At 60.8% G+C, this 26,485-nt stretch carries 19 protein-coding genes; 6 read left to right on the top strand and 13 right to left on the bottom strand.

Annotated elements, in window-relative coordinates; genetic code table 11:
• Positions 1-29: 29 nt before the first annotated feature.
• From DLD99_RS08295 to DLD99_RS08250, 10 genes are all read right to left on the bottom strand, one after another.
• On the bottom strand, positions 30-3,677 hold the full coding sequence (locus DLD99_RS08295; protein ID WP_114881876.1) for a beta strand repeat-containing protein: 3,648 nt from the start codon (positions 3,675-3,677) through the stop codon (positions 30-32).
• 228 nt (positions 3,678-3,905) lie between these two features.
• Positions 3,906-7,502 carry a glycosyltransferase gene (locus DLD99_RS08290; protein ID WP_114881875.1) on the bottom strand — a complete coding sequence of 1,199 codons (3,597 nt, stop codon included), beginning with the start codon at positions 7,500-7,502 and terminating at the stop codon, positions 3,906-3,908.
• A gap of 117 nt (positions 7,503-7,619) precedes the next feature.
• Positions 7,620-9,191, bottom strand: coding sequence for a flagellar hook-associated protein 3 (locus DLD99_RS08285; protein ID WP_114881874.1), 1,572 nt, complete (start codon positions 9,189-9,191; stop codon positions 7,620-7,622).
• 13 nt (positions 9,192-9,204) lie between these two features.
• Positions 9,205-11,250, bottom strand: a complete 2,046-nt coding sequence (flgK, locus tag DLD99_RS08280; protein WP_114881873.1) for a flagellar hook-associated protein FlgK — start codon at positions 11,248-11,250, stop codon at positions 9,205-9,207.
• 21 nt (positions 11,251-11,271) lie between these two features.
• Positions 11,272-12,564, bottom strand: coding sequence for a flagellar assembly peptidoglycan hydrolase FlgJ (flgJ, locus tag DLD99_RS08275; protein WP_114881872.1), 1,293 nt, complete (start codon positions 12,562-12,564; stop codon positions 11,272-11,274).
• An 11-nt stretch (positions 12,565-12,575) separates the two neighbouring features.
• Positions 12,576-13,664 (bottom strand): flagellar basal body P-ring protein FlgI, encoded by a 1,089-nt coding sequence (locus DLD99_RS08270; protein WP_065260802.1) that lies wholly within the window; start codon positions 13,662-13,664, stop codon positions 12,576-12,578.
• Between the two features lie 27 nt (positions 13,665-13,691).
• A complete protein-coding gene (gene flgH, locus DLD99_RS08265; RefSeq protein WP_007965503.1) occupies positions 13,692-14,387 on the bottom strand; it encodes a flagellar basal body L-ring protein FlgH in 696 nt (231 codons plus the stop codon).
• A 53-nt stretch (positions 14,388-14,440) separates the two neighbouring features.
• Positions 14,441-15,226, bottom strand: coding sequence for a flagellar basal-body rod protein FlgG (gene flgG / locus DLD99_RS08260; RefSeq protein WP_007958342.1), 786 nt, complete (start codon positions 15,224-15,226; stop codon positions 14,441-14,443).
• Between the two features lie 45 nt (positions 15,227-15,271).
• On the bottom strand, positions 15,272-16,012 hold the full coding sequence (locus tag DLD99_RS08255) for a flagellar basal body rod protein FlgF (protein ID WP_085710427.1): 741 nt from the start codon (positions 16,010-16,012) through the stop codon (positions 15,272-15,274).
• 204 nt (positions 16,013-16,216) lie between these two features.
• Positions 16,217-17,779, bottom strand: a complete 1,563-nt coding sequence (locus tag DLD99_RS08250) for a sigma-54-dependent transcriptional regulator (protein ID WP_085710425.1) — start codon at positions 17,777-17,779, stop codon at positions 16,217-16,219.
• A 268-nt stretch (positions 17,780-18,047) separates the two neighbouring features.
• On the opposite strand from DLD99_RS08250, the gene phhA reads away from it, so the two are divergent.
• The 6 genes from phhA (at position 18,048) to DLD99_RS08225 (ending at position 22,428) form a co-directional block, all read left to right on the top strand.
• Positions 18,048-18,839: a phenylalanine 4-monooxygenase gene (gene phhA / locus DLD99_RS08245; RefSeq protein WP_041073052.1), complete on the top strand. Its 792-nt coding sequence runs from the start codon at positions 18,048-18,050 to the stop codon at positions 18,837-18,839.
• A gap of 110 nt (positions 18,840-18,949) precedes the next feature.
• Positions 18,950-19,306 carry a 4a-hydroxytetrahydrobiopterin dehydratase gene (locus tag DLD99_RS08240; RefSeq protein ID WP_003222798.1) on the top strand — a complete coding sequence of 119 codons (357 nt, stop codon included), beginning with the start codon at positions 18,950-18,952 and terminating at the stop codon, positions 19,304-19,306.
• Positions 19,306-20,499: an amino acid aminotransferase gene (locus DLD99_RS08235; protein ID WP_114881871.1), complete on the top strand. Its 1,194-nt coding sequence runs from the start codon at positions 19,306-19,308 to the stop codon at positions 20,497-20,499. The genes DLD99_RS08240 and DLD99_RS08235 overlap by 1 nt, the downstream gene beginning before the upstream one ends.
• A gap of 258 nt (positions 20,500-20,757) precedes the next feature.
• Positions 20,758-20,889, top strand: coding sequence for a hypothetical protein (locus DLD99_RS29490; RefSeq protein ID WP_255261961.1), 132 nt, complete (start codon positions 20,758-20,760; stop codon positions 20,887-20,889).
• A 73-nt stretch (positions 20,890-20,962) separates the two neighbouring features.
• Positions 20,963-21,145: a hypothetical protein gene (locus tag DLD99_RS08230; protein ID WP_085710421.1), complete on the top strand. Its 183-nt coding sequence runs from the start codon at positions 20,963-20,965 to the stop codon at positions 21,143-21,145.
• Between the two features lie 95 nt (positions 21,146-21,240).
• A complete protein-coding gene (locus DLD99_RS08225) occupies positions 21,241-22,428 on the top strand; it encodes an MFS transporter (protein WP_208647526.1) in 1,188 nt (395 codons plus the stop codon).
• Here DLD99_RS08225 and arfB read toward each other — a convergent pair.
• The 3 genes from arfB to rluB form a co-directional block, all read right to left on the bottom strand.
• On the bottom strand, positions 22,425-22,838 hold the full coding sequence (gene arfB / locus DLD99_RS08220) for an alternative ribosome rescue aminoacyl-tRNA hydrolase ArfB (protein WP_007958352.1): 414 nt from the start codon (positions 22,836-22,838) through the stop codon (positions 22,425-22,427). The two genes, DLD99_RS08225 and arfB, sit on opposite strands and share 4 nt — an antisense overlap.
• Positions 22,839-22,928: 90 nt before the next feature.
• Positions 22,929-24,347, bottom strand: coding sequence for an amino acid permease (locus DLD99_RS08215; RefSeq protein WP_114881869.1), 1,419 nt, complete (start codon positions 24,345-24,347; stop codon positions 22,929-22,931).
• 854 nt (positions 24,348-25,201) lie between these two features.
• Complete coding sequence (gene rluB / locus DLD99_RS08210) at positions 25,202-26,413, bottom strand: 23S rRNA pseudouridine(2605) synthase RluB (protein WP_085710417.1); 1,212 nt, start codon at positions 26,411-26,413, stop codon at positions 25,202-25,204.
• Positions 26,414-26,485 lie beyond the last annotated feature (72 nt).

Raw genomic sequence — 26,485 nt, 5'->3', positions numbered from 1 at the left:
TGCGCGATTGCAGGTGTGCGATTCAGATGTCAGCCGAACATCGCAAATGCATCGCTGTTGGCCGGCAGATTGATGATCTGATTATCGGCAGTCTGAATCTGCTCGATAGTGTCGGAACCGGCAAACCAACCCTTCAGGCGCACGCCGTCCTGCGGCGTCTGTCCGGCTGAAAAACTGTAACGGTGCAGGTAAAGGTCGTCACCGATACGATCAAGCAGCAGCTCGGAACCGCGAATGTTCGACAGCACGACTTTGTCACCACGACTGGCGCCATCGTCCTGGATTGTCACCAGTCCCGGAGCAGTGACGAAGTAGGTATCGTCCCCCTCTCCTCCGAAGGCCGATCCACTGGACTGCAGCACCAGTTTGTCATTGCCCGCGCCGCCAAACAGCGAGAAGCCAAGCCCCGTTCCGGTCAGAGTGTCCATACCCTCACCACCGTCGGCCATGCCATGAGCTACGGTGATGGTGTCATCGCCCGCTTCGCCATATGCACGGCTGCCGGTATCGTTGGCTGCGGTGAGAATCGTGTCGTTGCCATTGCCACCGTAGAGCGTGTCGGCCTGGGGCCCTGCATTGGGTGCTGAACTGGCCAACGGTCCGGCCAGGGAAACCAGGCCTCCATAAATGAAGTCGGCACCGTCGCCGCCATAGATCACGTCATCCCCCGTGTTGCCCTCAAGAAAATCGACGGCCGAACTTCCGGTCAACGTATCGTTGAATTGACTGCCGATCACTCGCTCGATATTGAGCAGCACATCACCTTGAGCATCTCCGCCTTCATTGACGTTGGTCTGCAGGTTGATGTTCACGGCAGCCATGCTGTTGATGTACCAGGCAGTGTCATGCCCTTCACGCCCATCAATGCTGTCCGCACCGGCGCCACCGATGAAGTTGTCACCGAATGCCGTTCCGGACAGGGTGTCGTTGAAGCGGCTGCCCTGGAAGAACTCGATTGCGGTGTAGGTATCGCCGGCTGCATCACCCGCATTGACTTTGGTTTTCAAATCAATGGTCACGGCGCTATCGGATTGCTCGTAGCTGACCATGTCCATGCCGTTCAATCCATCAAAGGCCATGGCCGCGCTGTCAGCGATAAAAATGTCGTTGGACAGTGTGCCGCTCAACCCCTCGATACTGACGTAGGTATCCCCGGCTGCAATCCCGGAATGAACGCCGGTTTTAAGGTTGATGGTCACGCCGACAGTGGAGTCGGCGTAGCCCACCGTGTCGAACCCGGCCCCGCCGATGAACCGGTCGGCACCTGCACCGCCATAGAAAGTATCGTTGCCGACACCGCCGGTGATGATGTTGTCGAGCGCATTGCCGTAACCCGTGAAGGCGCCAGTACCGATATACGTCAGAATTTCGACGTTATCCCGCAGACTTTGCTGCCCGAACCCCGTGCGCACCTCGTCAATGCCACCGTCGACCTTCTCGATCACATCGCTGACATTGGTGCCATTGATGTAGTAAACATCGTCACCCGCACCGCCCTCGAGTGTCACAGCCCCGCCCGCCACATAGAACGTGTCGTTGAACGCTGTGCCGATCACCTTCTCGATGCCGGTCAAGGTGTCGCCCTGGGCGTCGCCGCCGATGCCGGCGCGACCTGTGCCATTGGCGACGAGATCGACATTGATCGCCTCGGCTGACGTCGAGTAATCCACCACGTCAGCTGTTCCGGCACCGCCGTCAAAGGCGAACACCCGGCTATCGGCAATGAAGATGTCGTTGAAGCCCGAGCCCTTGATCACCTCGATGTCGGTGTAGGTATCCCCCGCTGCAATCCCGGAATTGACCCCGGTCTTGAAGTTGAGCGTGACTCCCACGGTGCTGTCGGAGTAGTCCACGGTGTCTCGGCCCGCTCCACCAATGAATTGGTCCGCGCCGCCGCCACCCTGAAAAATATCGTTGCCGATGCCACCCGTGAGGATGTTGTCGCTGGCGTTGCCATATCCGGAGAAGTTGCCGGTTCCGGTATAGGTCAATCGTTCGACGTTGGCCGACAGGTATTGAACTGCATAATTGGTACGGACCTCGTCATTTCCGCCGCCGGCCTGCTCGATCACCGTGCTGACACTGGTACCGTTGATGATGTAAACGTCGTCACCCGCGCCGCCTTCCAGGGTCACGGTTCCGCCCGTCACATTGAACGTGTCGTTGAACGCTGTACCGATCACCTTTTCGATGTTGGTCAAGGTGTCGCCCTGTGCGTCGCCACCGATGCCGGCACGGCCGGTGCCATTGACGACGAGATCGACATTGATCGCCTCGGCTGACGTCGAGTAATCCACCACGTCAGCTGTTCCGGCACCGCCGTCAAAGGCGAACACCCGGCTATCGGCAATGAAGGTGTCGTTGGCATTCGAGCCGAGGATTCTTTCGATACCGATATAGGTATCCCCCGCCGCAATCCCGGAATTGACACCGGTTTTCAGGTTGATGCTGACGCCGACCGTACTGTCGCCGTAGCTGACGGTATCGATGCCGGCGCCACCGATGAATTGGTCAGCGCCGCCACCGCCCTGAAAAATATCGTTGCCGATGCCACCCGTGAGGATGTTGTCGCTGGCGTTGCCATATCCGGAGAAGTCGCCGGTTCCGGTATAGGTCAATCGTTCGACGTTGGCCGACAGATATTGAACTGCATAATTGGTACGGACCTCGTCATTTCCGCCGCCGGCCTGCTCGATCACCGTGCTGACACTGGTACCGTTGATGATGTAAACATCGTCACCCGCACCGCCTTCCAGGGTCACGGTTCCGCCCGTCACATTGAACGTGTCGTTGAACGCTGTGCCGATCACCTTTTCGATGCCGGTCAAGGTGTCGCCCTGGGCGTCGCCACCGATGCCGGCACGGCCCGTGCCATTGACGACGAGATCGACATCGATCGCCTCGGCGGATGTCGAATAATCCACCACGTCAGCCGTTCCGGCACCGCCGTCAAAGGCGAACACCCGGCTATCGGCAATGAAGGTGTCATTGCCATTCGAGCCGAGGATCCTTTCGATACCGGTATAGGTATCCCCCGCCGCAATCCCGGAATTGACACCGGTTTTCAGGTTGATGCTGACGCCGACCGTACTGTCGCCGTAGCTGACGGTATCGAAGCCGGCGCCACCGATGAACTGATCGGCACCCGCGCCGCCATACAGCAGGTCGTTACCGGCACCGCCGGTAATAATGTTGTCGCTGGCATTGCCCCAGCCGATGAATGCTCCGGTGCCCGTATACGTCAGGCGCTCGACGTTCGCACTCAGGTAGATCTGGCCGAAGCTGGAGCGCACCTCGTCGTCACCGCCGCCTGCCTGCTCAATCACCGTTCCGCCATTGTCGAGAATGTAGACATCATTGCCGGCACCGCCTTCGAAGGTGAGACCGCCCTTCGGTGCCGTGAACGTGTCGTTGAATGCGCTACCGATAACCTTCTCGATATTGGTCAGGATGTCGCCCTGGGCATCGCCTCCCGTACTGGCAAGACCCGCAAGGTTTACGTTGACCGCCTCCGAGGACGCTGAGTAATCGACGGTATCGGTTCCATCCCCGCCATCGATCTTGTCCGCCCCTGCACTGCCCCTGATGAGATCATTACCCGCCAGCCCGTTGATCTCATCGTCTCCCGAAGTACCGCTCAGCGTATCCGCGCCGTTTGTTCCGTTTATGACTGCCATTGTTTCTTCCTTGCCCTTGTATGAACCGGTACTGGTCAGCGTGGCGAACACACTTCATCGCGGCGCACTGATCATTCAGCGAATCTGTTGATATCGACAGGAAAATCCCACTGCTTGAGGCCGTCGAGCAAAAAAAGTATCGGGATTGATACAAAGACAATTTTCGCAACGCAAAAAAAACAGGCGACTCGAAAGTCGCCTGTTTTCCAGAGGGCCCGCGCGAACCGGTCAGTCCGCCAGCCAGCCTGCTTCCCAGTAACGCAGGTTATCGCCGCGCAGTACGTAATCGCGCAGTACGACTTCACGCAACTCATCGCCCATGCGGTAGCTGGCGTCCGGGTCGGCCAGGTGCATGCGGATCGCTTGCAGCCACTCATCCGTGGTGTTGGTCTTGATCCGCGTGCAAGGCAGGTAGCCGCGATAGGCTTCGGTGTCGGTGCAGATGACCGGGTAGCCGCAAGCGCCATACTCCAGCAGGCGCAGATTGCTCTTGCAGTCGTTGAAGATGTGGAACTCCAGCGGCGCCAGGGCCAGGTCGAGGTTGAGACTGGCCAGTTTCGCCGGGTACACGTCCAGGCCAATCACACCGTGGAACTCATGCATGTACGGACGCAGGTCGTCCGGGCACATGCCGAAGAACACCCAGTCAACCTCGTTCGCCAGTTCGCGAACCACGTCGGCGATGACAGCAAGGTCACCGTGGTGACTGGTGCCACCGCCCCAGCCGACCCGAGGTTTTTTCGAGGTGCGGCGCTGGCTGCGCAGGTCTGCCCACAGGTGTTTGGCCAACATGTTCGGAACAACGCGGATATCGTTGTGCATGCTCGACAGTGCGTTACCCAGCGGCGCGGTGGACACCACGACCCGGTCGCACATGCCGATTGCCCGACGCACCAGCGCCTCCATCTCGTCCTTGCCCGGCATGTTGCGAATGTGCGCATTGCGATGCGGAACATTGATCACGTAGTCATCGAGTTCGTAGATCCTGCGGGCGCTCGAATACTTTTGCAGGCTCGGAATCTCGTTGATCGGGCCTTCGGAATAACGCCCCTGCAAAATGATCACATCCGGGGACTGGCGTTCGACCTCGATGATGGTCGGCAGGTTGTAATGAATGCGCCCCAGCGCCCGGCCTGCCGCTTCCAGCTCGATCAGCGGTTGTGTCACGCGGTAGTGACCGATGGCCGATGCGTTGACCGGCAAGGCGAGAATCTTCGGCAGCTGCGGCTGGGAAAACGGGCTCCAGCCAGTACGCAGCCCCGGGTCGAGTCGAAAGCTCGAACCGACGATTCCGTTCAACGACAGATTGGCGTTGTACGCGGGATCGCGCGCCACAATCGGCAGCCAGCGCTTGTAGAAGACTTCCTGCTCCTGACTGCGCAACGCCTCCTCACCGTCCTTTGCCGCGACGGCGGGTTGCGCGCCGAGCGCCAGTTGGGCGAACGGCGTCCAGACCACCAGATAACCTTCCTGCCCCACTCGCAAGCACAGGTCGACCTCGTGCAGTGACTGCGCCAGGTTCTGCTCATCCAGCCCGCCGACCACATCGAACACCGATTTGCGTACCATCAGGCAATCGCCGCCGACAGCGCTCAGATTCTGAGCGACCAGCAACCGGTACATGTAACCCGTCGCCTGCATCGACTCGCCGTAGAACGGCACGCCCGCCGGCCCTTGCAAGCCGAGAATCAGACCGGCATGCAACACACGGCCATCCGGGTTGAAAATCTTGGCGCCCACCACGCCCACTTCCGGGCGTTGTGCGTGATTGAGCATTTCCGCCAGCCAGTCGCCGTGGGTGATCACGCTGTACGGATTGAGCAGCAGCACATACTCGCCGCGCGCATGGCTGACCGAGACGTTACGCACTGCCGCCACATTGTCCTGCGAAGGACAAGCAAGCACGCGAATCCGCTCGCTGCCCAGTTGCGACATGCCGTCAAACCAGGCTTTCGCCTCGGCGGTCTCGCTGCCATTGTCGACCAGCACCAACTCATATTCGCCGTAGGCGGTCTTCTCCAGCAGGCTCTCGACGCAACGCTGCACAGCGGCCGTCTGATCCTTGCTGATGATGACGATCGACACCAGTGGCCGGCTCGCGTGGTGATAGTCCACGCGGTTGAGCAAGGCCGAACTGCCCCGGCGGATGTCATGGGAAATGCCCAGACGGTGCAGATGTGCTTCAAGCAATCGCGCGTTGCTGTCTGCCAGTTGCGGCTCCGACAACCACTTGGCCAGGTCGAACGCCGACTCCAGCAAAATCTCCGAAACATGACCGACTGCCTGCAGGCCGTGATTCTCGACCATGCGCAACAAGACGTCGTGGGGAGCCAGCTCAGCGAACGCGGAGTCGAAGCCCCCAAGGGTCAGAAAGCGCTCACGCTCGAACGCCAGCGCCCTGCCCACGTACGGATAGCTGCGCATCAGGTCCAGGTTGAAGTCCGGCTTGAACACCGGCTCCGTGGATTCACCCTGGCTCAACCCGCCTTCATCGCTGTACAGACACACCAGCGTGCGCGAAAGCGCAATGCGCTCTGCCATCACCAGCAACGCCGGCACGACCAGACGATCACCGGCACGCAGCAGATAGAACCAGTCGGCGCCCTCGAGTTGTGGCAGCAGCTCATTGAGCTGCTGGCGCCAGTCATCCTGCAGCGGCATGCGCACGACGCGCTCATCCAGCTGCGCTTCGGTGCAGGATGCCGACAATACGAGGGTCAGCTCAGGTACGTACTCCTGGGCCGCGAGCGATTCCAGTGTCAGCTCCAGAGCGGAAGCGCTGCCCTGCTCGTCGATGATGACCGGTACGATCTTCGGAATCCGCGGCCAGCTGGCCATGGTCTCCGGCAACCGCTCACGCTGACCTTCAGTCAGGCTGCGGCACGCCAGCCATTGCCCGTACAGCTGAGCGAAACTGACGCTGGCGATACCGACATGCCAATCCTGAGTGGTCTGTTTGGTCCCCAGGGTCCGGCTCAGCGGCAACTCTTCCCAGACCCGCGGCGATTCATTGGCTTTGGTGACCGGCAGATAGCGCACCCAACCCGGCGCAGGCGCCGACTCGCCACTGCGAGCCTTGAGCATCTGGGTCAGCCATTGGCGCTCGACCTCTGCCGCATCGCGCATGGCCTGCTGACCGCTCAAACGTTCCGGATACAGACGCTCGACGCTCAGAATGTGATTGGACACCACCAGATTGGCCCGACGCAGCAGGCACACATACAACGCAAAATCCAGCGAAGCGACAAAGCAGTGGCCCGGCTGCGTCAGGGCCGGCAGCAGCTCCAGCATATCGGCCCGGCGGAACAGGGCATTGCTGAAACCCCCGAGAATATTGACCGGGAAGGTCTCAAAAATCGCCAGCAGGTCTTCGCCCTTGAACAGGCCACACACCGGAGACAGCGGGGTATTTTCCAGCCGCGACGGCAATGGCAGATCGTCAGCGTCCCAGAACAGGCGCTGGGCCAGAACCAGACTGACGTCTTGCTGATCGATGAGTGTCTGCGCCTGACGCTCGATGCAGGTGGCGAACAACTGATCGTCGTCGCACAGGAACTTGATGAACTCGCCTTGCGCCTGATCCAGGCACGCCTGCAGGTTGCCGACCATCCCCAGCGTCCGTGGGTTGCGCACGTAGCGCACAGCAAAGCCGGTTCGCTCGACGATCGACGCGACAAGCGCTTCGATCTCGCTGCCACGACTGTCGTCGCAGACGATGATCTCGAGGTTGCCGTAGCTCTGGCTCACGGCACTGTTCAAGGCCCGTTCGAAAAAACGCGGATTGAAGGCAGGGATAACGAGGCTGACAAGGGGGAGTGAATTCACGGCGGACTCGCAAGCGGCGGGAACCCGCCCGGAACAGCGAGCCCTTTGAAACCGCAAAAGAAGAACAATAAGTAGAGAACGGTCAGAGCAACCGGGCGCTCGCGCGCCCGGCCAGTATCAGATCTTGTTGAACAGGCCCAACTGGCTGATTTTGCTGAACGCCAGTTGCGAGGCCTGCAGCATGGTCTGCTGCAAGGTCAGGCGGGTCATCACCTCGGCCGGATCCGAATCACGGATCGAACCCTGGGTCGTGGTGTTGGCCTGGATCAGGCTCTGGTTGGTGGTGTCCTGGTCATCCAGCGACTGCCCGCGAGCACCGATCGAAGTCACGGCGGCCCCGATCTGATTGGAGGCGCTGTCGATGTTGCCCAGAGCCGACTCCATGGCGCCCTGGAATTTCTGCTTGGCCACCGGATCACCATCGATCGGCGTGTTCAGCGCCGTGACCATCTGGCCCAGGGTGTCGAGCACGTTCTGGGTCTGGTGGTTGTTGGACTGGATCGAGAATTGATCGCCTGCGCCCGGGGTACCGCCAATGGCGAAGGTCACACCCGCGGCCGTGGCGTTGCTGCCGACCATGGTGCCCGACGAAATCGGCTTGCTGTCAGCGGTGACCGGCGCCGCGTACAGGTCGAAGTCGGTGGCACTGGTGAACTTCAGAACCGCGCCGCCGCCCGACGGGAACGTGGCATCGTAGGCGCCCTGGTTGGTCACGCCGGAGCCAGTGATGACGGCGGTGGACGGGTTGCCTGCGCTGCGCGCAGTGGTGAACGAATCAGGCGTGGCCGACAGCTGGAAGCTGTGACCGGCGATGACGGCGTCCGGGTTGGTGTCGCCGGCCTTGAGGTTGATGTTCAACTTCAGATCGACGCCACGGAAGCTGACGGTCTGGTTCGCACCGTTGCTGTTGCTGATCAGGCCGTTCTGGCTAGCTTCAGTCGTCACGTCGTTGCCCAGGGCATCGGTGATTTTCAACTGGGTGCTGCTGACGAAGCTGACGGTGTACGGCTGACCACCTGCGAACTTGGCGTTATAGGTGGCGCTGGAGCCAACAGTACCGTTGGTCAACACCACGCGACCGTCATCGACAGCCGGAGCGGTCATGGTGGTCTGGGTGCGGCTGGTGTTGATGGTCTGCTGGAAAGCATCCCAACCGGTGGTGTTGGTGGCGACCGACATACCGTCACCGATGTTCAGGTTGATCTGGGTCTGATCACCGTTGTAGGTGTAGGTGCCATCGGCGTTCTGCGAGTACGGCGCCGTATCGGTCTTGGAACCGGAAAACAGGTAGTTGCCGTTGGCATCCTTGGAATTCATCATGCCCAGCACCTGCTGCTGGATCTGGCTCAACTCGGCGGCGTAGGCCTTGCGGTCCGCGTCGGTGGCGATGCCGTTGTTGGCGGCCAGGCCGATTTCCTTGGCACGCTGCAACGCCGTGGTAATGGAATCCAGTGTGGACTCCTGCACGGTCAGCGCGCTCTTGGTAGTGCTGACGTTGCCCTGATACTGCTCCAGCATCGAGGCCTGTTGACCCAGCTTGAGCAGTCGTCCGGCACCGATCGGATCATCGGCGGCGGTGTTGATGCGTTGCAGGCTGCTCGCTTCGTTCGCGGTGGCAACAGTCTTGCTGTAGTTACGCTGATATTGGGAAGCTTGTGTCGCGTAATACTGAGCGGTGGAAATGCGCATGAATTACGACTCCTTAAAGACTGTTGATCAGCGTGGCGAAAGTTTCCTGCGCAGCCTTGATGATCTGCGAAGACGCTGTGTAGTACTGCTGATACTTGACCAGGTTGCCGGTCTCTTCATCCAGGTTGACCTGGGACAGCGAGTCGCGCGCACCCTTGGCCTGATCGAGGATCGTCGAGGTGGCTTCGTTGTCGGACTTGCTCTGGGCCGCCTTGGTACCGACGTTCGTCACCAGCTTGTTGTAGGCGTCGGTCAGGCTGATGCCCTTGCTGCCGGTGCCGGTGTCAACGGTCTGTTTGGTCTGCAGGCCGACCAGCGCTTGCGCGTTGCGGTTGTCCGAAGAAGCGGCGCCGGTCAGGTTGATCGTGAAGGTTTCGCCCGGTTTCGGCGTCGCGCCCACGGCGGTCTGCACGGTGAAGGTTTTCTGCACGTTCGGCGTAACCGAAGTATCCATCACCGGAGCACCGGTGGAATCGACCATGCCGATCTTCAGGTTAAGGGTGTTGGCCTGGCCCGGCACGATGGTGCCGGTGCCGATGGTGTTGCCCTTGGCATCGACCATGTTGTACGACTGGCTGCCACTGGTGACCGCACCCATGACCAGTTTGACCGGCGTCGAATACTTGAGCGCGTTCTGCAACTCGGCCTGGGAAGCCGGGTTGGTGATGTCAATGGTGTCGACCAGTGTCGGCTGGGTGTAGGTGCCGGAGTTGTTGGCACTGGCCACGCCGGTCAACGGTGCTGCCGCCGCGATTTTCTTCGGATCGGTGAGCACGGTCTGAATGTTGGTGGCCGCGTCACGGGTCGGGGTCACCTTGAAGGTGTCACCGGCGTTCATCGCGCCGCCGTTGAGGGCCAGGGTAAAACCGTCGATCACTGGCGGCGGCGTGGTCGTGGTGCTGAACGACCCCATGTCGGTGCCGTCGGAGCGCTTGACCGAATAGTTGGTGGCGCTGGTGAAGGTGACCTGGTAATCGCTGGTGGTCAGCTTGCCGGTGTCCTTGATGGTGACGTTCAGGTTGCCCGAACCAGCGCTGTTGCCTGCCGAGGCAATGCTGCGCTGGCTGATCAGCGCGGCACTGTTGATGTCATTGAAGATCGGCGCGCCGAAGTCACCGTTCTTGTCGATGCCCTGGGCTTGCTGGCGATTCATCTGGTCGGCAATGACCAGTGCTACACGGCCCAGCTCGTTGAGCGACGGGTTGAGCACTTCATTGCGATAGGTCAGCAGACCGCCGATTTCACCGCCGCTGATCACCGAAGTGATGTCGATGGTGCTTGAGCCACGATCCATCTGGATGCCCATGCGCGACGGGTCGTCCTTGCTCGGAACGGTGCTCAGGGTGTTGGTGGTGTTGCCGACAACCAGCGGCTGACCGCTGCCGACGTAGACGTCGAAGCTGGTGCCGCGCTCGACCACTTGTGCGCCGACCAGTTCGGAGAGCTGGCGCACCGCTTCGTTACGGCTATCGAGCAGATCGTTCGGCTGGCCGCCGCTGGTGGAAACTTCGCCGATCTTCTGGTTGAGATTGGCAATCGAGGTCGCCAGTTTGTTGACCTGGGCGGCCATGTCGCCGAGGTTGCCATTGATCGTGGTGTTCTGATCGTTCAGCTGTTTGGCCAGGGCGTTGAAGCGGCTGGTCAGCGCTTGCGAGCCGGTCAGTACCGACTGACGGGACGTGTCGTCGGTCGCCGAAGTCGCCACACCCTGCATCGAGGTGAAGAACTTCTGCAGCACGCCGGTCAGGCCTGTGTTGGTATCGGACAACGAGTTGTCCAGGGCAGTCGCCTGACCACCGTAGGCAGCCGCTTCACTGTTGAGCGACGTGGCGGTATGCAGCTGGGTTTCCAGGTAAGAGTTGTACACCCGGCGCACGTCGGCCAGGGTCGTGCCCGTACCGATGAACACGTTGCCAGTCTGGATCGATGACTTGGTGCCCTGCACGGTTTGCTGGCGCGAATAACCGGCGGTGTCGACGTTGGCAATGTTGTTACCTGTCACAGCCAGAGAGGACGAACTCGCGGCCAACCCCGACATCCCGATATTGAGCAAACTCATGATTCAAACCTTACCTTGTGTTTATAAAGGCGTTGTTGAAACGCCGGCCGCAGCGTAGTTCTGATTTACCGTCATCTGCCTGGCAATCTGCGAAATCTTGCTTGCGTAGTTCGGGTCGGTTGCGTAACCGGCCTTTTGCAACTCGCGTACAAACTGTTCTGGGTTATCGGCCGACTTCAGCACATCTTGATAGCGATTATTGCTCTGCAGCAAAGTCACCAGATCGTGGAAGCTGTCCTTGTACGAGGCGTAGGAACGGAACTCGGCCGTCTCCTTGACCATCTGCCCGTTGCGGAACTCGCTGGTGATCGCCCGGGCCGAATCGCCCTTCCAGTTACTGCTGGCCTTGATGCCGAACAGGTTGTGACTGCTGGTGCCGTCCTGGGCACGCATGACCGACTTGCCATAGCCGGTCTCAAGTGCGGCCTGAGCCACCAGATAACGCGGATCGACACCAATGCGCGCCGCCGCCTCTTTAGCCATTGGCAGCATGGTGTTGACGAATTCGTCGGCGTTGCTGAACGCTTTCTTCGCCGGGGCCAGCGGAATCTGCGCCATGGCGCGACCGTAAATCTGCATCTGCCCGCCGGAGGCCTTGTCCGCCTCGGCGCGAGCCAGCCAGTCGCCGTTGTACAGCGGGCCGGAACCGGTGGCGGCAGCCATCGTGTCGCGCTGCGGCAATTGAGTGGCTGCTGTCGGCGTAGCCGAAGGCACCAGACCGGCGAGCAGGCGATCAGCCAGTTTCGGCGGCAGCGCCAGGCGACGCTGGTTGATCATTTCCATGTCATTGCGATGGGCCAGCTGGGTGTTCGGCGCATGTACCGAACGCGAAGCCCACAACGGACGCTCGCCATTGAGGCGCGACAGCGGACCATTGGTGGCCACGGTGCCGGCGGCAATCGGCGTCTCCACCGCAGCGGCCTTGGCCAGCGCTTCCTGCTGCTTGGCAGCGGACGCGGCGGCGGCCTCGCCCGGCGCCATCGGTTTGTTCTTCGACATCTGCTTCATCAGCACGTCGGCCAGACCGATACCACCGCCCTCACGGGACAGGGAAACAGCCAGTTGCTGGTCGTACATTTCCTGATATTGCTTGGCTGCCGGCGTATTGAGCGGGTTGTCCTGGCCCAGCGCTTCAGTGGCCGAACGCATCGACTTGAGCATCTCGCCGAGGAACAGCGATTCGAATTCCTGCGCAACCTTGCGCATGTTGCCGTCGCTGTTCTTGTCGCCGACCTTGAGCTGGTTCAGACGATTGAGGTCGGAGTACGAACCCGAATCGCTGCTGCTGACCAGACCGCTTTTGCGCATATCCATGGGCGGCGTCCTCAGATCACGATCAGGTCGGCTTGCAACGCGCCGGCCTGCTTCAGTGCTTCGAGAATGGCCATCAGGTCACCCGGCGCCGCGCCGACCTGGTTCACCGCACGGACGATTTCGTCGAGGGTGGTGCCCGGGCCGAACTTGAACATCGGCTTGGCTTCCTGCTGAGCATTCACGCGTGAACGCGGTACCACGGCGGTCTGGCCGTTGGACAACGGGCCAGGCTGGCTGACGATCGGGTCTTCGGTGATGGTCACGGTCAGGCTGCCGTGGGTCACGGCGGCCGGCGACACCTTCACGTTCTGGCCGATGACGATGGTGCCGGTACGGGAATTGATGATGACTTTCGCCACCGCCTGACCCGGATCGACTTCGAGGTTTTCCAGGATCGACAGATAGTCGACGCGCTGGCTCGGATCGAGCGGCGCGGTGACGCGGATCGAACCGCCGTCGATGGCCTGGGCCACGCCCGGGCCGAGCATATCGTTGATCTTGTCGACAATGCGCTTGGCAGTAGTGAAGTCGGAACGGTTGAGGTTCAGCGTCAGGCTGTTGCCCTGGTTGAAACCGCTCGGCACCGAACGCTCGACCGAGGCACCGCCCGGAATGCGACCGGCCGACGGAACGTTGACGGTGATCTTCGAACCGTCACGACCTTCGGCATCGAAACCACCCACCACCAGGTTGCCCTGAGCGATGGCGTAGACGTTGCCGTCGATACCCTTGAGCGGGGTCAGCAACAGGGTGCCGCCGCGCAGGCTCTTGGAGTTACCGATGGACGAAACAGTGATGTCGACCTGCTGACCCGGTTTGGCAAACGCCGGCAGATCAGCACTCACCGACACCGCTGCAACGTTTTTCAACTGCACGTTGCCCGATCCCGGCGGCACCTTGATGCCGAACTGCGAGAGCATGTTGTTGAAGGTCTGCAGGGTGAACGGGGTCTGCGTCGTCTGGTCGCCGGTGCCGTTAAGCCCGACCACCAGGCCGTAGCCGATCAACTGGTTGGAACGCACGCCGGAAATGCTGGCGATATCTTTCAGCCGCTCGGCTTGTGCGTTGAAGGCCGCCGACAACAAAACGGCAGCCACCATGAGGCTCTTGAAATTCAACTTGGCCACCTAGAAAGGGAACAGCGGGCTGAGGAAGAAACGGTCGAACCAGCCTGGCTGACTCGCATCGGCGAACGAACCGGTGCCCGAGTAGGTGATGCGCGCATCGGCGACCCGGGTCGACGACACGGTGTTGTCGGTGGCGATGTCATCGGCGCGTACGAGGCCGGCGATCCGCACCAGTTCATCACCGGTGTTGAGGGTCATCCACTTCTCGCCGCGCACGGCGATGATGCCGTTCGGCAACACGTCGGCGACGGTCACGGTGATCGAACCGGTCAGAGTGTTGCCCTGGGCCGCCTTGCTGTCGCCCTTGGTCGCGCGGTCGCCGCTGTAGCCGACGTCCAGGCTCAGATCATTACCGCCCAACGGGTTGTTGGTGGTGCCACTGCCGCCGAACAGCGAAGTCAGGCCAATGCCGGTCTTGCTGTTCTTGGCCACTTGCGAGTTGGCGTTCTTGCTGGCCTGGGTCTTCTCGTTCAGGGTGATGGTGATGATGTCACCGACCCGGAACGCCTTGCGGTCGCTGTACAGGTTCTGTTCGAAACCGGCCTGATAGATCGAGCCGTTGTTGGCGGCCGCCGGCAACGGCGTACGCGGCAACACCGGGGCGTAGTAAGGGTCATTGGGCTTGGGCGTCGGAGCAACGCAGCCCGCGAGCGAGACGACCCCACCCAATGCCAGAACAGATACGAAGCGTTTCATGACCCTTACCTCACGGTGTTGCAGGCGGCCTCATGGCCGCCTCATAGACTTGATTACAGATTCTGCGTTACGAACGAGAGCATCTGGTCGGCGGTGGAGATCACCTTGGAGTTCATCTCGTAAGCGCGCTGGGTGGTGATCATGTTGACCATCTCTTCCACGGTGCTCACGTTGGAGGTTTCCAGGGTGTTCTGCAGGGTGGTGCCGAAACCGTTCAGGCCCGGAGTACCGACTTGCGGCGCGCCGGAAGCGGCGGTTTCCAGGAACAGGTTGTTGCCCACGGCTTGCAGGCCGGCCGGGTTGATGAAGTCGGCGGTCTGCAGGTTGCCGATCACTTGCGAAGCGGCGTTGCCGGCAACGGTGATCGACACGGTGCCGTCACGACCGACGGTGAAGGTCTGGGCGTTGTTCGGGATGACAATCGCCGGCTCCAGCGCGAAACCGCTGGCGTTGACGATCTGGCCGTTGGAATCGAGGTGGAAAGTACCGTCACGGGTGTAGGACGTGGTGCCGTCCGGCTGCAGGATCTGGAAGAAACCACGGCCGTCGATGGCCATGTCCAGCGGCTGCTCGGTGGTTTGCAGGCTGCCGGCGGTGAAGTTTTTCTGGGTGCCGACGATGCGCACACCGGTACCCACTTGCAGACCCGACGGCAGCTCGCTGTCCTGGGTCGACTGGGCGCCTGGCTGACGCTTGATCTGATACAGCAGGTCCTGGAACTCGGCGCGGTCACGTTTGAAACCCGTGGTCGACACGTTGGCCAGGTTGTTGGAAATGGTGGTCAGGTTGGTGTCCTGGGCGGACAGACCGGTTTTGGCAACCCATAGAGCCGGAAGCATTCGATTCTCCTCGTGCGCCTGTTTTACGGCGCGACGTTCTGATAATTAGCTGATCTGCAAGACCCGAGCCATGGCCTGGTCGTCGTCTTTGGCGGTGTTCATCATCTTGACGTGCAACTCGAACTGCTTGGCCAGGGCCAGCACCGAGGTCATCTCTTCCACGGCATTGACGTTGCTCGACTCCAGGAAACCCGACACCAGTTTGACGTTGGCATCGGCCGGCGCAGGCTGGCCGTCCTTGGTGTAGATCGAACCGTCCAGGCCCTTGTTCATGTTCTTGATGTCCGGGTTGACCAGCTTGATCCGGTCGACTTCGGCCATGACGCGCGGGCCCTCGCCCATCGCACGGATACTGATGGTGCCGTCTTCACCGACTTCCACCTGCTGCTCCGGCGGAATGGCAATCGGACCGCCATTGCCCAGCACCGGCATGCCGTTGCCGGCACGCAGCACGCCAAGGGCGTCGATATTCAGGCTGCCGGTGCGCACGTAGCTTTCGCCGCCGTTGGGGTTCTGCACGGCAATGAAGCCGTTGCCGCTGACGGCCACGTCGAGGTCACGCCCGGTCTGCACCAGGGAGCCCGGAGTGAAATCGGTGGCAGGCCGTTCGCTCATGGCAAACGCACGCGCCGGAAAGCTGTCACCGAACACCGGCATCGAACGCGCCTGCTCCAGGTCGCGCTGAAAACCATTGGTGGAGATGTTCGCCAGGTTGTTGGCATGAGCCTTTTGCGCCAGTGCGTTCTGGCTGGCGCCGGTCATTGCCACATAAAGGTACTTGTCCACACTCTTTCCTCTGCATGCCGGACGTTTGCCGCCCACCGCTGTACTGCTGAGCCACAAGCAATTTGCAGACCAACTTTTTTCTGACAGCCAGGGAGCCGATAAACAAAGGACTTCAGGGGTTTTGCGGGAAAGAAGGAAATGTATCGAAGACGAAAAACCGGCGGTGTCATGCCGCTTCGCGGCAATCAACCAGGCCGGTCGGGATCACTCGGACGCGTCTTTGCCGACTTCGTATTCACGCAACTTGTTGGCAATGGTCGTATGGGAAACCCCAAGCCGCTTGCCCAGTTGCCGACTGCTCGGGTGCTCGGAATACAAACGCTCCAGCACCGCTTTTTCGAAGCGCCCGACAATCTCGTCCAGCCCGCCTTCGAGGGAGAAATCGCCAAGCGGCTGACGCACGCCATAGTCCGGCAGACGAATATGCTCGGCCTTGACCGTCCCGCCATCGCACAGCGAAACCGCCTGGAACAGCACGTTCTCCAGCTGCCGTACGTTGCCCGGCCAATGGTAGTGGCTGAGCCGGTCCATCGCCGCCGGTGCCAGTTTCGGCAGCGGGCAACCGATCTGCCGACTGGCCTGATCGAGGAAGTGCTCCACCAGCGGCGTCAAACCGTCGAGGCATTCGCGCAATGGCGGAATGTGCAGGGAAAGCACGTTGAGGCGATGATACAAATCCTGGCGGAATTCCCCTCTCGCACACAGCTCCGACAGATCCACCTGAGTGGCGCAGATCACCCGCACATCCAGGTAAACCTCTTCATCGCTGCCTACACGCCGGAAGCAACCGTCCTGCAGGAAGCGCAGCAATTTCACCTGCAGGCGCGGGCTCATTTCGCCGACGCCATCGAGGAACAGTGTGCCGCCCGCCGTCAGCTCCAGCAGCCCGAGCTTGCCTTCCGCCCGCGCGCCCTCAAAAGCACCGGGGCCGTAGCCGAACAGTTCGGTCTCGGCCATCGACTCCGGCAGCCCCGCACAATTGAGCGCCATCAACGGCGACTGGCCGCGCGGGCTCGCCAGGTGACAGGCCCGCGCCAGCAACTCTTTACCGGTGCCGGTTTCGCCTTCAATTAGAAGAGGCGCATCGAGCGGCGCCATGCGCCGGGCTTCGCGCACCACCGCCGCCATCACTTTCGAGCTCTGGAAGATGCTGTCGAAGCCACGCAGCTCCTGCTTGCGCACGTTATAGATACGCTCGCCGACCCGGTCCGCCCGGTGCAGCGTCAATACCGCACCGGCCATGGCCTCGCTGTCATCGTGCTCCGATTGCAGAGGGGCGATATCGGCCAGAAAGATGTCGCCCTTGACCTTGACCCGCATGCCGTTGATTCGCGACTTGTTGGCGCGCACCAGTTCCGGCAGGTCGAAATCCTCGGCGTAACGCGACAGCGGAATCCCCGGCACCTCATCCACCCGCACGCCGAGCAGCTGCGCCGCCGCGCGGTTGGCGGCAACGATCGAGCCACCCATGTCGATCGACAGCACCGGAAACTCCAGCGCGCCAAGCAATGCGTTCAACTCCATGTGTCGACGTTCGCTGGGCATCAGCCCTACCCGCTTGACGCCGAAGACCCCGGCGATGGCTTCGAATTTGGGCCGCAACGCCTGGAACTGCAGGTTGATCAGGTTCGGGCAATGCAGATAGATCGCGTTGCCGTGCTCACCGCCGACCTCGCCGCGGGCGACGTTGATCCCGTACTCCACCAGCAGATTGAGAATGTCGCGCAGGATGCCGATGCGGTTCTGGCAATGGACTTTGATACGCATATAAAGGCCCGAAACAGGTAAAGGGGCGGATTTTTCTCTGCCGCCCGCAAGATAGTCGTCAAGATTATGTGACAGACACAGGTCGTTTCAAACCCGCGAATCACCGCAATCACGACTTATCGCACAAAGCGTAACGATAATTTTACGATTTAAAGAGACTTTTCCTACCCGACGGCTCTTCAACCTGCTGCAACACGGCACGCTCTGGGGTATTTCTCAGTCCATAGCAGGACATAACAAGAACGAATTCCCCTCGCAGGAGAGCAGTATGAAGCAGACGCAATACGTGGCCCGCGAGCCCGATGCGCAAGGTTTTATCGACTACCCCGCCGAAGAACACGCGGTGTGGAACACGCTGATCACCCGCCAGTTGAAAGTGATCGAGGGTCGGGCGTGCCAGGAATACCTGGACGGTATCGAAAAACTCGGCCTGCCCCACGACCGCATTCCGCAACTGGGCGAGATCAACAAGGTGCTCGGCGAGACCACCGGTTGGCAGGTCGCCCGCGTCCCGGCGCTGATCCCCTTCCAGACCTTTTTCGAATTGCTCGCCAGCAAGCAGTTTCCAGTCGCCACCTTCATTCGCACCCGTGAAGAACTGGACTACCTGCAAGAGCCGGACATTTTCCACGAGATCTTTGGTCACTGCCCGCTGCTGACCAACCCGTGGTTCGCCGAATTCACCCACACCTACGGCAAGCTCGGTCTGCAAGCGACCAAGGAAGAACGCGTTTACCTGGCGCGTCTGTACTGGATGACCATCGAGTTCGGCCTGGTCGACACCCCGCAAGGCAAACGCATCTACGGCGGCGGCATCCTGTCCTCGCCTAAAGAAACCGTTTATTCGCTGTCGGACGAACCTGAACACCAGGCTTTCGATCCGCTGGAAGCCATGCGCACGCCGTACCGCATCGACATCCTGCAACCGCTGTACTTTGTCCTGCCGAACCTCAAGCGCCTGTTCGACCTCGCCCACGAAGACATCATGGGCATGGTCAAGCAAGGCATGCAGCTGGGTCTGCACGCACCGAAATTTCCGCCGAAACCAAAAGCTGCGTGAACCGTGGCTTTTACTTACAAGTGAGTCTGTCAGTCGTCGCGGCTTTGGTTTAGCGTGACGGCATTGCCAGCCAATATAAAAAAACACCTCTAGATTTCAGGAAGTACACCATGTCCACCTTGAACCAAGCCCATTGCGAAGCGTGCCGTGCCGATGCTCCACAGGTCAGCGATGAAGAACTGCCGATCCTGATCAAGCAGATCCCTGACTGGAACATCGAAGTGCGTGACAGCATCATGCAGCTGGAAAAAGTCTTCCTGTTCAAGAACTTCAAGCACGCCCTGGCGTTTACCAATGCCGTCGGCGAGATCTCCGAGGCCGAAGGTCACCACCCGGGTCTGCTGACCGAGTGGGGCAAAGTCACCGTGACCTGGTGGAGCCACTCGATCAAGGGCCTGCACCGCAACGACTTCATCATGGCCGCGCGCACCGACGAAGTGGCCAAGACTGCAGAAGGACGCAAGTAATGCACTTCGACGCCATCGGCCGGGTGCCCGGCGACCCGATCCTCGGCCTGATGGAGGCCTACGCGCAGGATTCCAACCCGCGCAAGTTCGACCTCGGCGTGGGCGTCTACAAGGATGCCCAGGGCCTGACGCCAATCCCCGAGGCGGTGAAAATCGCCGAGGCGCGTCTGGTCGAGAGCCAGGACACCAAGACTTACATCGGTGGCCACGGCAACCCGCTGTTCGGCAAGGTGATCAATGAGCTGGTGCTTGGTGCCGATTCGGCACTGATCGCCCAGCAACGTGCCGGCGCCACCCAGACCCCGGGCGGCACAGGTGCGCTGCGTCTGGCGGCGGACTTCATCGCGCAGTGCCTGCCGGGCAAAGGCGTATGGCTGAGCAACCCTACCTGGCCGATCCACGAAACGATTTTCGCGGCCGCCGGGGTCAAGATCAGCCATTACCCGTACGTCGGCAGCGACAACCGCCTCGATGTCGATGCGATGCTCGCCGTGCTCAGTGAAGTGCCGAATGGTGATGTGGTGCTGCTGCACGCGTGCTGCCACAACCCGACCGGTTTCGATCTGAGTCACGACGACTGGCACCGGGTGCTGGACGTGGTGCGCAGCCGCCATCTGCTGCCGCTGATCGACTTTGCCTACCAGGGTTTCGGCGACGGTCTGGAGCAGGATGCATGGTCAACCCGGCTGTTCGCCGCCGAGTTGCCTGAGCTGCTGATCACCAGTTCCTGCTCGAAGAACTTCGGCCTGTACCGCGACCGCACCGGTGCGCTGATCGTCTGCGCGAAAACCGCCGACAAGCTCATCGACATCCGCAGCCAGCTGGCGCATATCGCCCGCAACTTGTGGTCGACACCACCGGATCACGGCGCGGCTGTGGTTGCCACGATCCTCGCCGACCCGGAGCTGAAACGCCGCTGGGCCGACGAAGTGGAAGCCATGCGTCTGCGCATCGCCCAGTTGCGCAGTGGCCTGGTGGAAGCGCTGGAGCCCCACGGCTTGCGCGAGCGTTTTGCGCACATTGGCGTGCAACGCGGGATGTTCTCCTACACCGGCCTGTCGCCGGAACAGGTGAAAAACCTGCGCGAGCATCACAGCGTGTACATGGTCAGCTCGGGCCGGGCCAACGTCGCCGGGATTGATGCGACACGTCTCGACCTGCTGGCTGAAGCGATCGCCAACGTCTGCAAATAAACACAATTGTGGGAGCGAGCCTGCTCGCGATAGCGGTGTATCAGCCAGCACAAATGTCGGCTGACACGCACTCATCGCGAGCAGGCTCGCTCCCACATTTGCCCTGCGTCACCCTGTCGCACTTGTCTAGACAATCCCGCCCGTCGCAACAAGCGGAATTAAAAATCTGTTTGTCATTTTTACTGCTGTATCCTTCGCAGGCTTTCTGAAAGCGCGGATCTACCAGATCTATCAACAGACTTAGCGAGGAGCGCAACCATGCACGAGATTCCCAATCTCCCCTTCCCAAGCCTGCACGTACCTGAGCAGACGACCACGCAACAAGCCGGTGCCCAACAGCCCGAGCCGAAAGAAGCCGCCGAAAGCCGTCCGGCCGACAGCAAAGAGTAAGTAACACCCGCCGTACAGACCGTGTGGAAAGCGCTAACATGCGCTTTCCACACTGCCTGAAACCGAGCCCGCCATGACCGACGAATCCTTCAACGAACACCAGGCTGAAATCCTCATCGGCGCCACCGAGAAGATGATCGAGATCTGGAGTCGCCTCTCGCCCGAGAAACAGGCCGCCCTGCTCGCCCGGTTCGGCAGCGAAGAAAACGCCCTCGCGGCACTGGTCACCACGCAACTGGTCGCCCCGGCCAAATAGTTTTACTTTTCCCCGCCGCAGCATCGTCCACGCCGGTATCATGAGCAGCCTATCTATTCTGCTCTCCCCGTGGATCGTTACCCATGTCGTCCTCTATGCCAGAACCCCAGCGCCCCCTGGCGGTCACGCTACAAGTCGTTTCCATCGTCCTGTTCACCTTCATCGGCTATTTGAATATCGGCATTCCACTGGCCGTGCTGCCCGGCTATGTGCATAGCGACCTGGGCTTCGGCGCGGTCATCGCCGGGCTGGTGATCAGCGTGCAATACCTCGCCACCCTGCTCAGTCGCCCGTATGCCGGCAAGATCATCGACAACCAGGGCAGCAAACGTGCGGTGATGATCGGTCTGGCCGGGTGCGGTTTGAGCGGTGTGTTCATGCTGATTTCAGCCTGGACGCCCAATCTGCCGATGCTCAGCCTGATCAGCCTGTTCGTCGGGCGACTGGTGCTGGGTAGCGCGGAAAGTCTTGTCGGCTCGGGATCGATCGGCTGGGGCATCGGTCGCGTCGGCGCGGCCAACACGGCCAAAGTCATCTCGTGGAACGGCATCGCCAGTTATGGCGCGCTGGCCATCGGGGCGCCGCTGGGGGTGTGGCTGGTCAGTCATTTCGGTCTGTGGAGCATGGGCGTGAGCATTCTGTTGCTCGCATCGCTGGGCCTGCTGTTGGCCTGGCCGAAGACGGCTGCGCCGATTGTCGCCGGCGAGCGTTTGCCTTTCATGCACGTGCTGGGTCGCGTTTTCCCCCACGGTTGCGGACTGGCGCTGGGCTCGATAGGGTTCGGCACCATCGCCACTTTCATCACCCTTTATTACGCCACCCAGCATTGGGACAACGCCGTGCTGTGCCTGAGCCTGTTCGGCGCCAGCTTCATCGGTGCGCGACTGCTGTTCGGCAACCTGATCAACCGCCTCGGCGGCTTTCGCGTGGCGATTGCCTGCCTGTCGGTGGAAACACTGGGCTTATTGCTGCTATGGATCGCACCGGATGCACACTGGGCGCTGGCTGGCGCAGCATTGAGCGGTTTCGGCTTCTCGCTGGTGTTCCCGGCACTGGGCGTGGAAGCGGTGAACCTGGTGCCGGCCTCCAGCCGTGGTGCGGCGGTCGGTGCCTATTCGCTGTTCATCGACTTGTCATTGGGGATCACCGGGCCGTTGGCCGGAGCCATTGCGGCGGGCTTCGGTTTTGCCTCGATCTTCCTGTTTGCCGCTATCGCCGCGTTGAGCGGCCTGGCGCTGAGCGTGTACCTGTACAGGCACACGGCAAAGTACCGCGAAGACTAGAAATCCACCTTGCCGCGCCCGGCCTTGATGCTGCCGCGTTTGGTCTTCGACTCCAGCCGACGTTTTTTTGAACCCAGTGTCGGCTTGGTTGGACGGCGTTTCTTCTCAACCTTGGTGGCGCTGAGGATCAGCTCGGTCAGACGCTCCAGCGCATCGGCACGATTCTGTTCCTGCGTGCGGTACTGCTGGGCCTTGATGATCAGCACGCCGTCGCTGGTGATGCGACTGTCGCGCAGCGCCAGCAGCCGCTCCTTGTAGAACTCGGGCAAGGACGAGGCCGGAATGTCGAAGCGCAGGTGCACGGCGCTGGAGACCTTGTTGACGTTCTGCCCACCGGCACCCTGGGCGCGGATGTACGTCAGTTCGATCTCGGCATCCGGCAGATGCACGTTGTTGGAAATCACCAGCATGGAAAGCGTCCGTATTCAGAACCCGCAGGATACCGCGAAAGCACAAAAAACCCGGCACTTGGCCGGGTTTGTTGTTTTTTGCATCGACGCTTACTTGGCAGCGTTCGCCGCGTGCAGCGCCTGCTGTGCGCCGCGCTTGTTCTTGATCACGTAGCAGACCCACATGAACACGACCCACACCGGAATCGCATACACCGAGATCTGGATGCCCGGGATCAGCAGCATCACGCCGAGGATGAACGCCACGAACGCCAGGCAGATGTAGTTGCCGTACGGGTACCACAGCGCCTTGAACAGCGGCGTCTGGCTGGTCTTGTTCATGTGCTGGCGGAACTTGAAGTGCGAGAAGCTGATCATCGCCCAGTTGATCACCAGCGTTGCAACCACCAGCGACATCAGCAATTCCAGCGCGTGCTGCGGCATCAGATAGTTGAGCAGCACAGCCACCAGCGTTACCGCTGCCGAAGCCAGGATCGAACGCACCGGTACACCGCGCTTGTCGATCTTCGCCAGGCCTTTCGGCGCATCGCCCTGCTCGGCCATGCCCAGCAACATGCGGCTGTTGCAGTAGGTGCCGCTGTTGTACACCGACAACGCTGCGGTCAGGACCACGAAGTTGAGGATGTGCGCGGCGGTGTTGCTGCCGAGCATCGAGAACACCTGCACGAACGGGCTGCCACTGTAGGAGTCGCCCGACGCGTTGAGGGTTTCCAGCAGACTGTCCCACGGGGTCAGCGACAGCAGGATGACCAGTGCACCGATGTAGAAAATCAGGATCCGGTAGATCACCTGGTTGATCGCTTTCGGGATCACGGTTTTCGGCTTGTCGGCCTCGGCTGCGGTGAAACCGAGCATTTCCAGACCGCCGAAGGAAAACATGATGATCGCCATGGCCATCACCAGACCGCTGACGCCGTTCGGGAAGAAGCCGCCATGAGACCACAGGTTGCTCACCGACGCCTGCGGGCCGCCGTGACCGCTGACCAGCAGGTAGCTGCCCAGGGCAATCATGCCGACGATCGCCACGACCTTGATGATCGCGAACCAGAATTCGGCCTCACCGAAGACTTTGACGTTGGCCAGGTTGATCGCGTTGATCAGCAGGAAGAACGCGGCTGCGGTGACCCAGCTCGGAATGTCCGGCGCCCAGTAGTGGATGTACTTGCCGACCGCGGTCAGTTCCGACATGCCCACCAGGATGTACAGGATCCAGCAGTTCCAGCCCGACAGGAAACCGGCGAAGCCGCCCCAGTATTTGTGCGCAAAGTGGCTGAAGGAACCGGCCACCGGCTCTTCGACGATCATCTCGCCGAGCTGGCGCATGATCATGAAAGCGATGAAGCCGCAGATGGCATAGCCGAGGATCATCGACGGGCCGGCGGATTTCAGCACCCCGGCCGAGCCGAGGAACAATCCGGTACCGATCGCGCCACCGAGGGCGATCAGTTGAATATGGCGATTTTTCAGGCCGCGTTTCAGCTCGCCTGATTGCGAGTTTTGTCCACTCATGAAAAAGGTCTCACGCAAGGTTTGATGATGTTCAGTAGACGTTGCTGCAAGGTTGCGATTTCAACCAACCTTGATCAAACCCCAGCGCAGGCACCAGGAATTCAGCTTTCTTACAACGGTCATGCGTCACCTGTTTGTTTTTATCTGTGACGAAATCGAACCCGACACGCTTGTGACGCGGCGGAGTGAACAAGGCGGATAATCCTTGAGGTTTGCGCGATTACGCAGAGGGTCACAGTTAAAACGCGGCGCATTGTACACCGCTAACCCCCTGCTGCCAGACCCCGCTGGATCAGCGTGTCGGTTGCCGGGATTGCGTGTGTCCGCCCCGAGAGGCCCGGGCGGCTGCAAAAATTGAGTCAGGCCTTTGCAGGCCATCGGCGTGGACGATGGAAAATCCGCCCCACGTGGAGAAGTGAAAATGGATATCGGCGTTCATTGCGCCTCCTTCTTGTTATGCACCTGCACGACAGGCATGGGGCGCATCTCACCTCTCAATCGAACCTGAAACAAGCACGCCAGAGCCCTGCGCCACGCCCGGCGGACGGGGCTTCGGCAGATTTTCCTTACACCCTGGCAGAGGCACAGGATCCACGGGACTTCGCAGGGTTTTTCGTAAACATTTTCTGACAACACGTAACGTAACGTTTCCACTCCAGACCCTTCGAAGCCGGAACCGATGTTTGACGTTAGCTGGCTAACTATCTGAAACACGTCAATTTTTTTGTTTTAAAACAAGAAAAAACACCCCAAAAAAAGAAATAAAAAGTCCAAAAAAAAACGCCAACCCTGAGGTTGGCGTTTCTGTTTTCCGCTTGAAGCTTCAAGCTTGCCGCTCAAAGCTTACATCCGCCTTATTCCGGCTTCTTGCGACCGAAACCCGGGCGCTGGCCGGAACCGGCCGGGGCGCCACGGCGCTTGCCCGACGGCTTGTCATCGTCAGCCAGCTTGATGCCTGGACGCTTCGGTGCCGGCTTGGCCGGACGCTTGGTCTCGGCTGGACGATCCGCCACCGGCGTACCGCGACCGGCCGGTGCACGACCTTCACCGCGCTCGGTGCGGCCGCGTGGAGCGCGTTCGCCATCCGGACGCGCTGCCGGCTTGCGACCCGGACGCTCGCCTTCGATCTGCGGCTCACGCACGGTACGCGGGCCGGCAGCCGCCGGTGCGCCGTTGGCCGGACGCAAGGTGCGCACGCGCTCGGTGCGAGGCATCGGGCGCGACGACTTGCGCTGCATGCGGTCGAGCTTGTCTTTGCTCTTGGCGTTCAGTTGCGGCATGGCCACCGGGGTCAGGCCGACTTCGGCGCTCAGCACGTCGACTTCGTACTGACTCATTTCGCGCCAGCGACCCATCGGCAGGTCGGAGTTGAGGAACACCGGACCGAAACGCACGCGCTTCAGGCGGCTGACCACCAGGCCCTGGGATTCCCACAGACGACGCACTTCACGGTTACGACCTTCCATCACCACGCAGTGATACCAGTGGTTGAAGCCTTCGCCGCCCGGTGCCTGTTGAATGTCGGTGAAACGCGCCGGGCCGTCTTCCAGCACAACGCCGGCCTTCAGGCGCTCGATCATCTCGTCATCGACTTCGCCGCGAACACGGACTGCGTACTCACGGTCCATCTCGTAGGACGGGTGCATCAGGCGGTTGGCCAGCTCACCGTCGGTGGTGAACATCAGCAGACCGGTGGTGTTGATGTCGAGACGGCCGATGTTGATCCAGCGACCTTCTTTCGGACGCGGCAGCTTGTCGAACACGGTCGGACGGCCTTCCGGGTCGTCACGGGTGCAGATCTCGCCATCGGGCTTGTTGTACATGATCACGCGGCGGACCGACTCGGCGGCCTCTTCGCGCTTGATGACCTTGCCATCGATGGTGATTGCATCGTGCATGTCGACACGCAGACCGAGGGTCGCCTCTGCGCCGTTGACCTTGATCCGGCCCTGGCTGATCCACGCTTCCACGTCACGGCGCGAGCCGACGCCGATACGGGCGAGGACTTTCTGCAGTTTTTCGCCTGCCGGGCCGATTTCCTGGTCGTCTTTCTGGTTGTCACTCATCTGTGCACCTCCCGGTGTGATCTGTTCGGCGGCTCTGGATCGGGCCTGCCGAAGCATTGAAATCTGGTTTTT

Origin of the sequence: Pseudomonas kribbensis (assembly GCF_003352185.1) — a bacterium.
Lineage (GTDB): Bacteria > Pseudomonadota > Gammaproteobacteria > Pseudomonadales > Pseudomonadaceae > Aquipseudomonas > Aquipseudomonas kribbensis.
The sequence above is the reverse complement of the archived record's forward strand: the minus strand, read 5'-3'. Positions and strand labels throughout refer to the sequence as shown.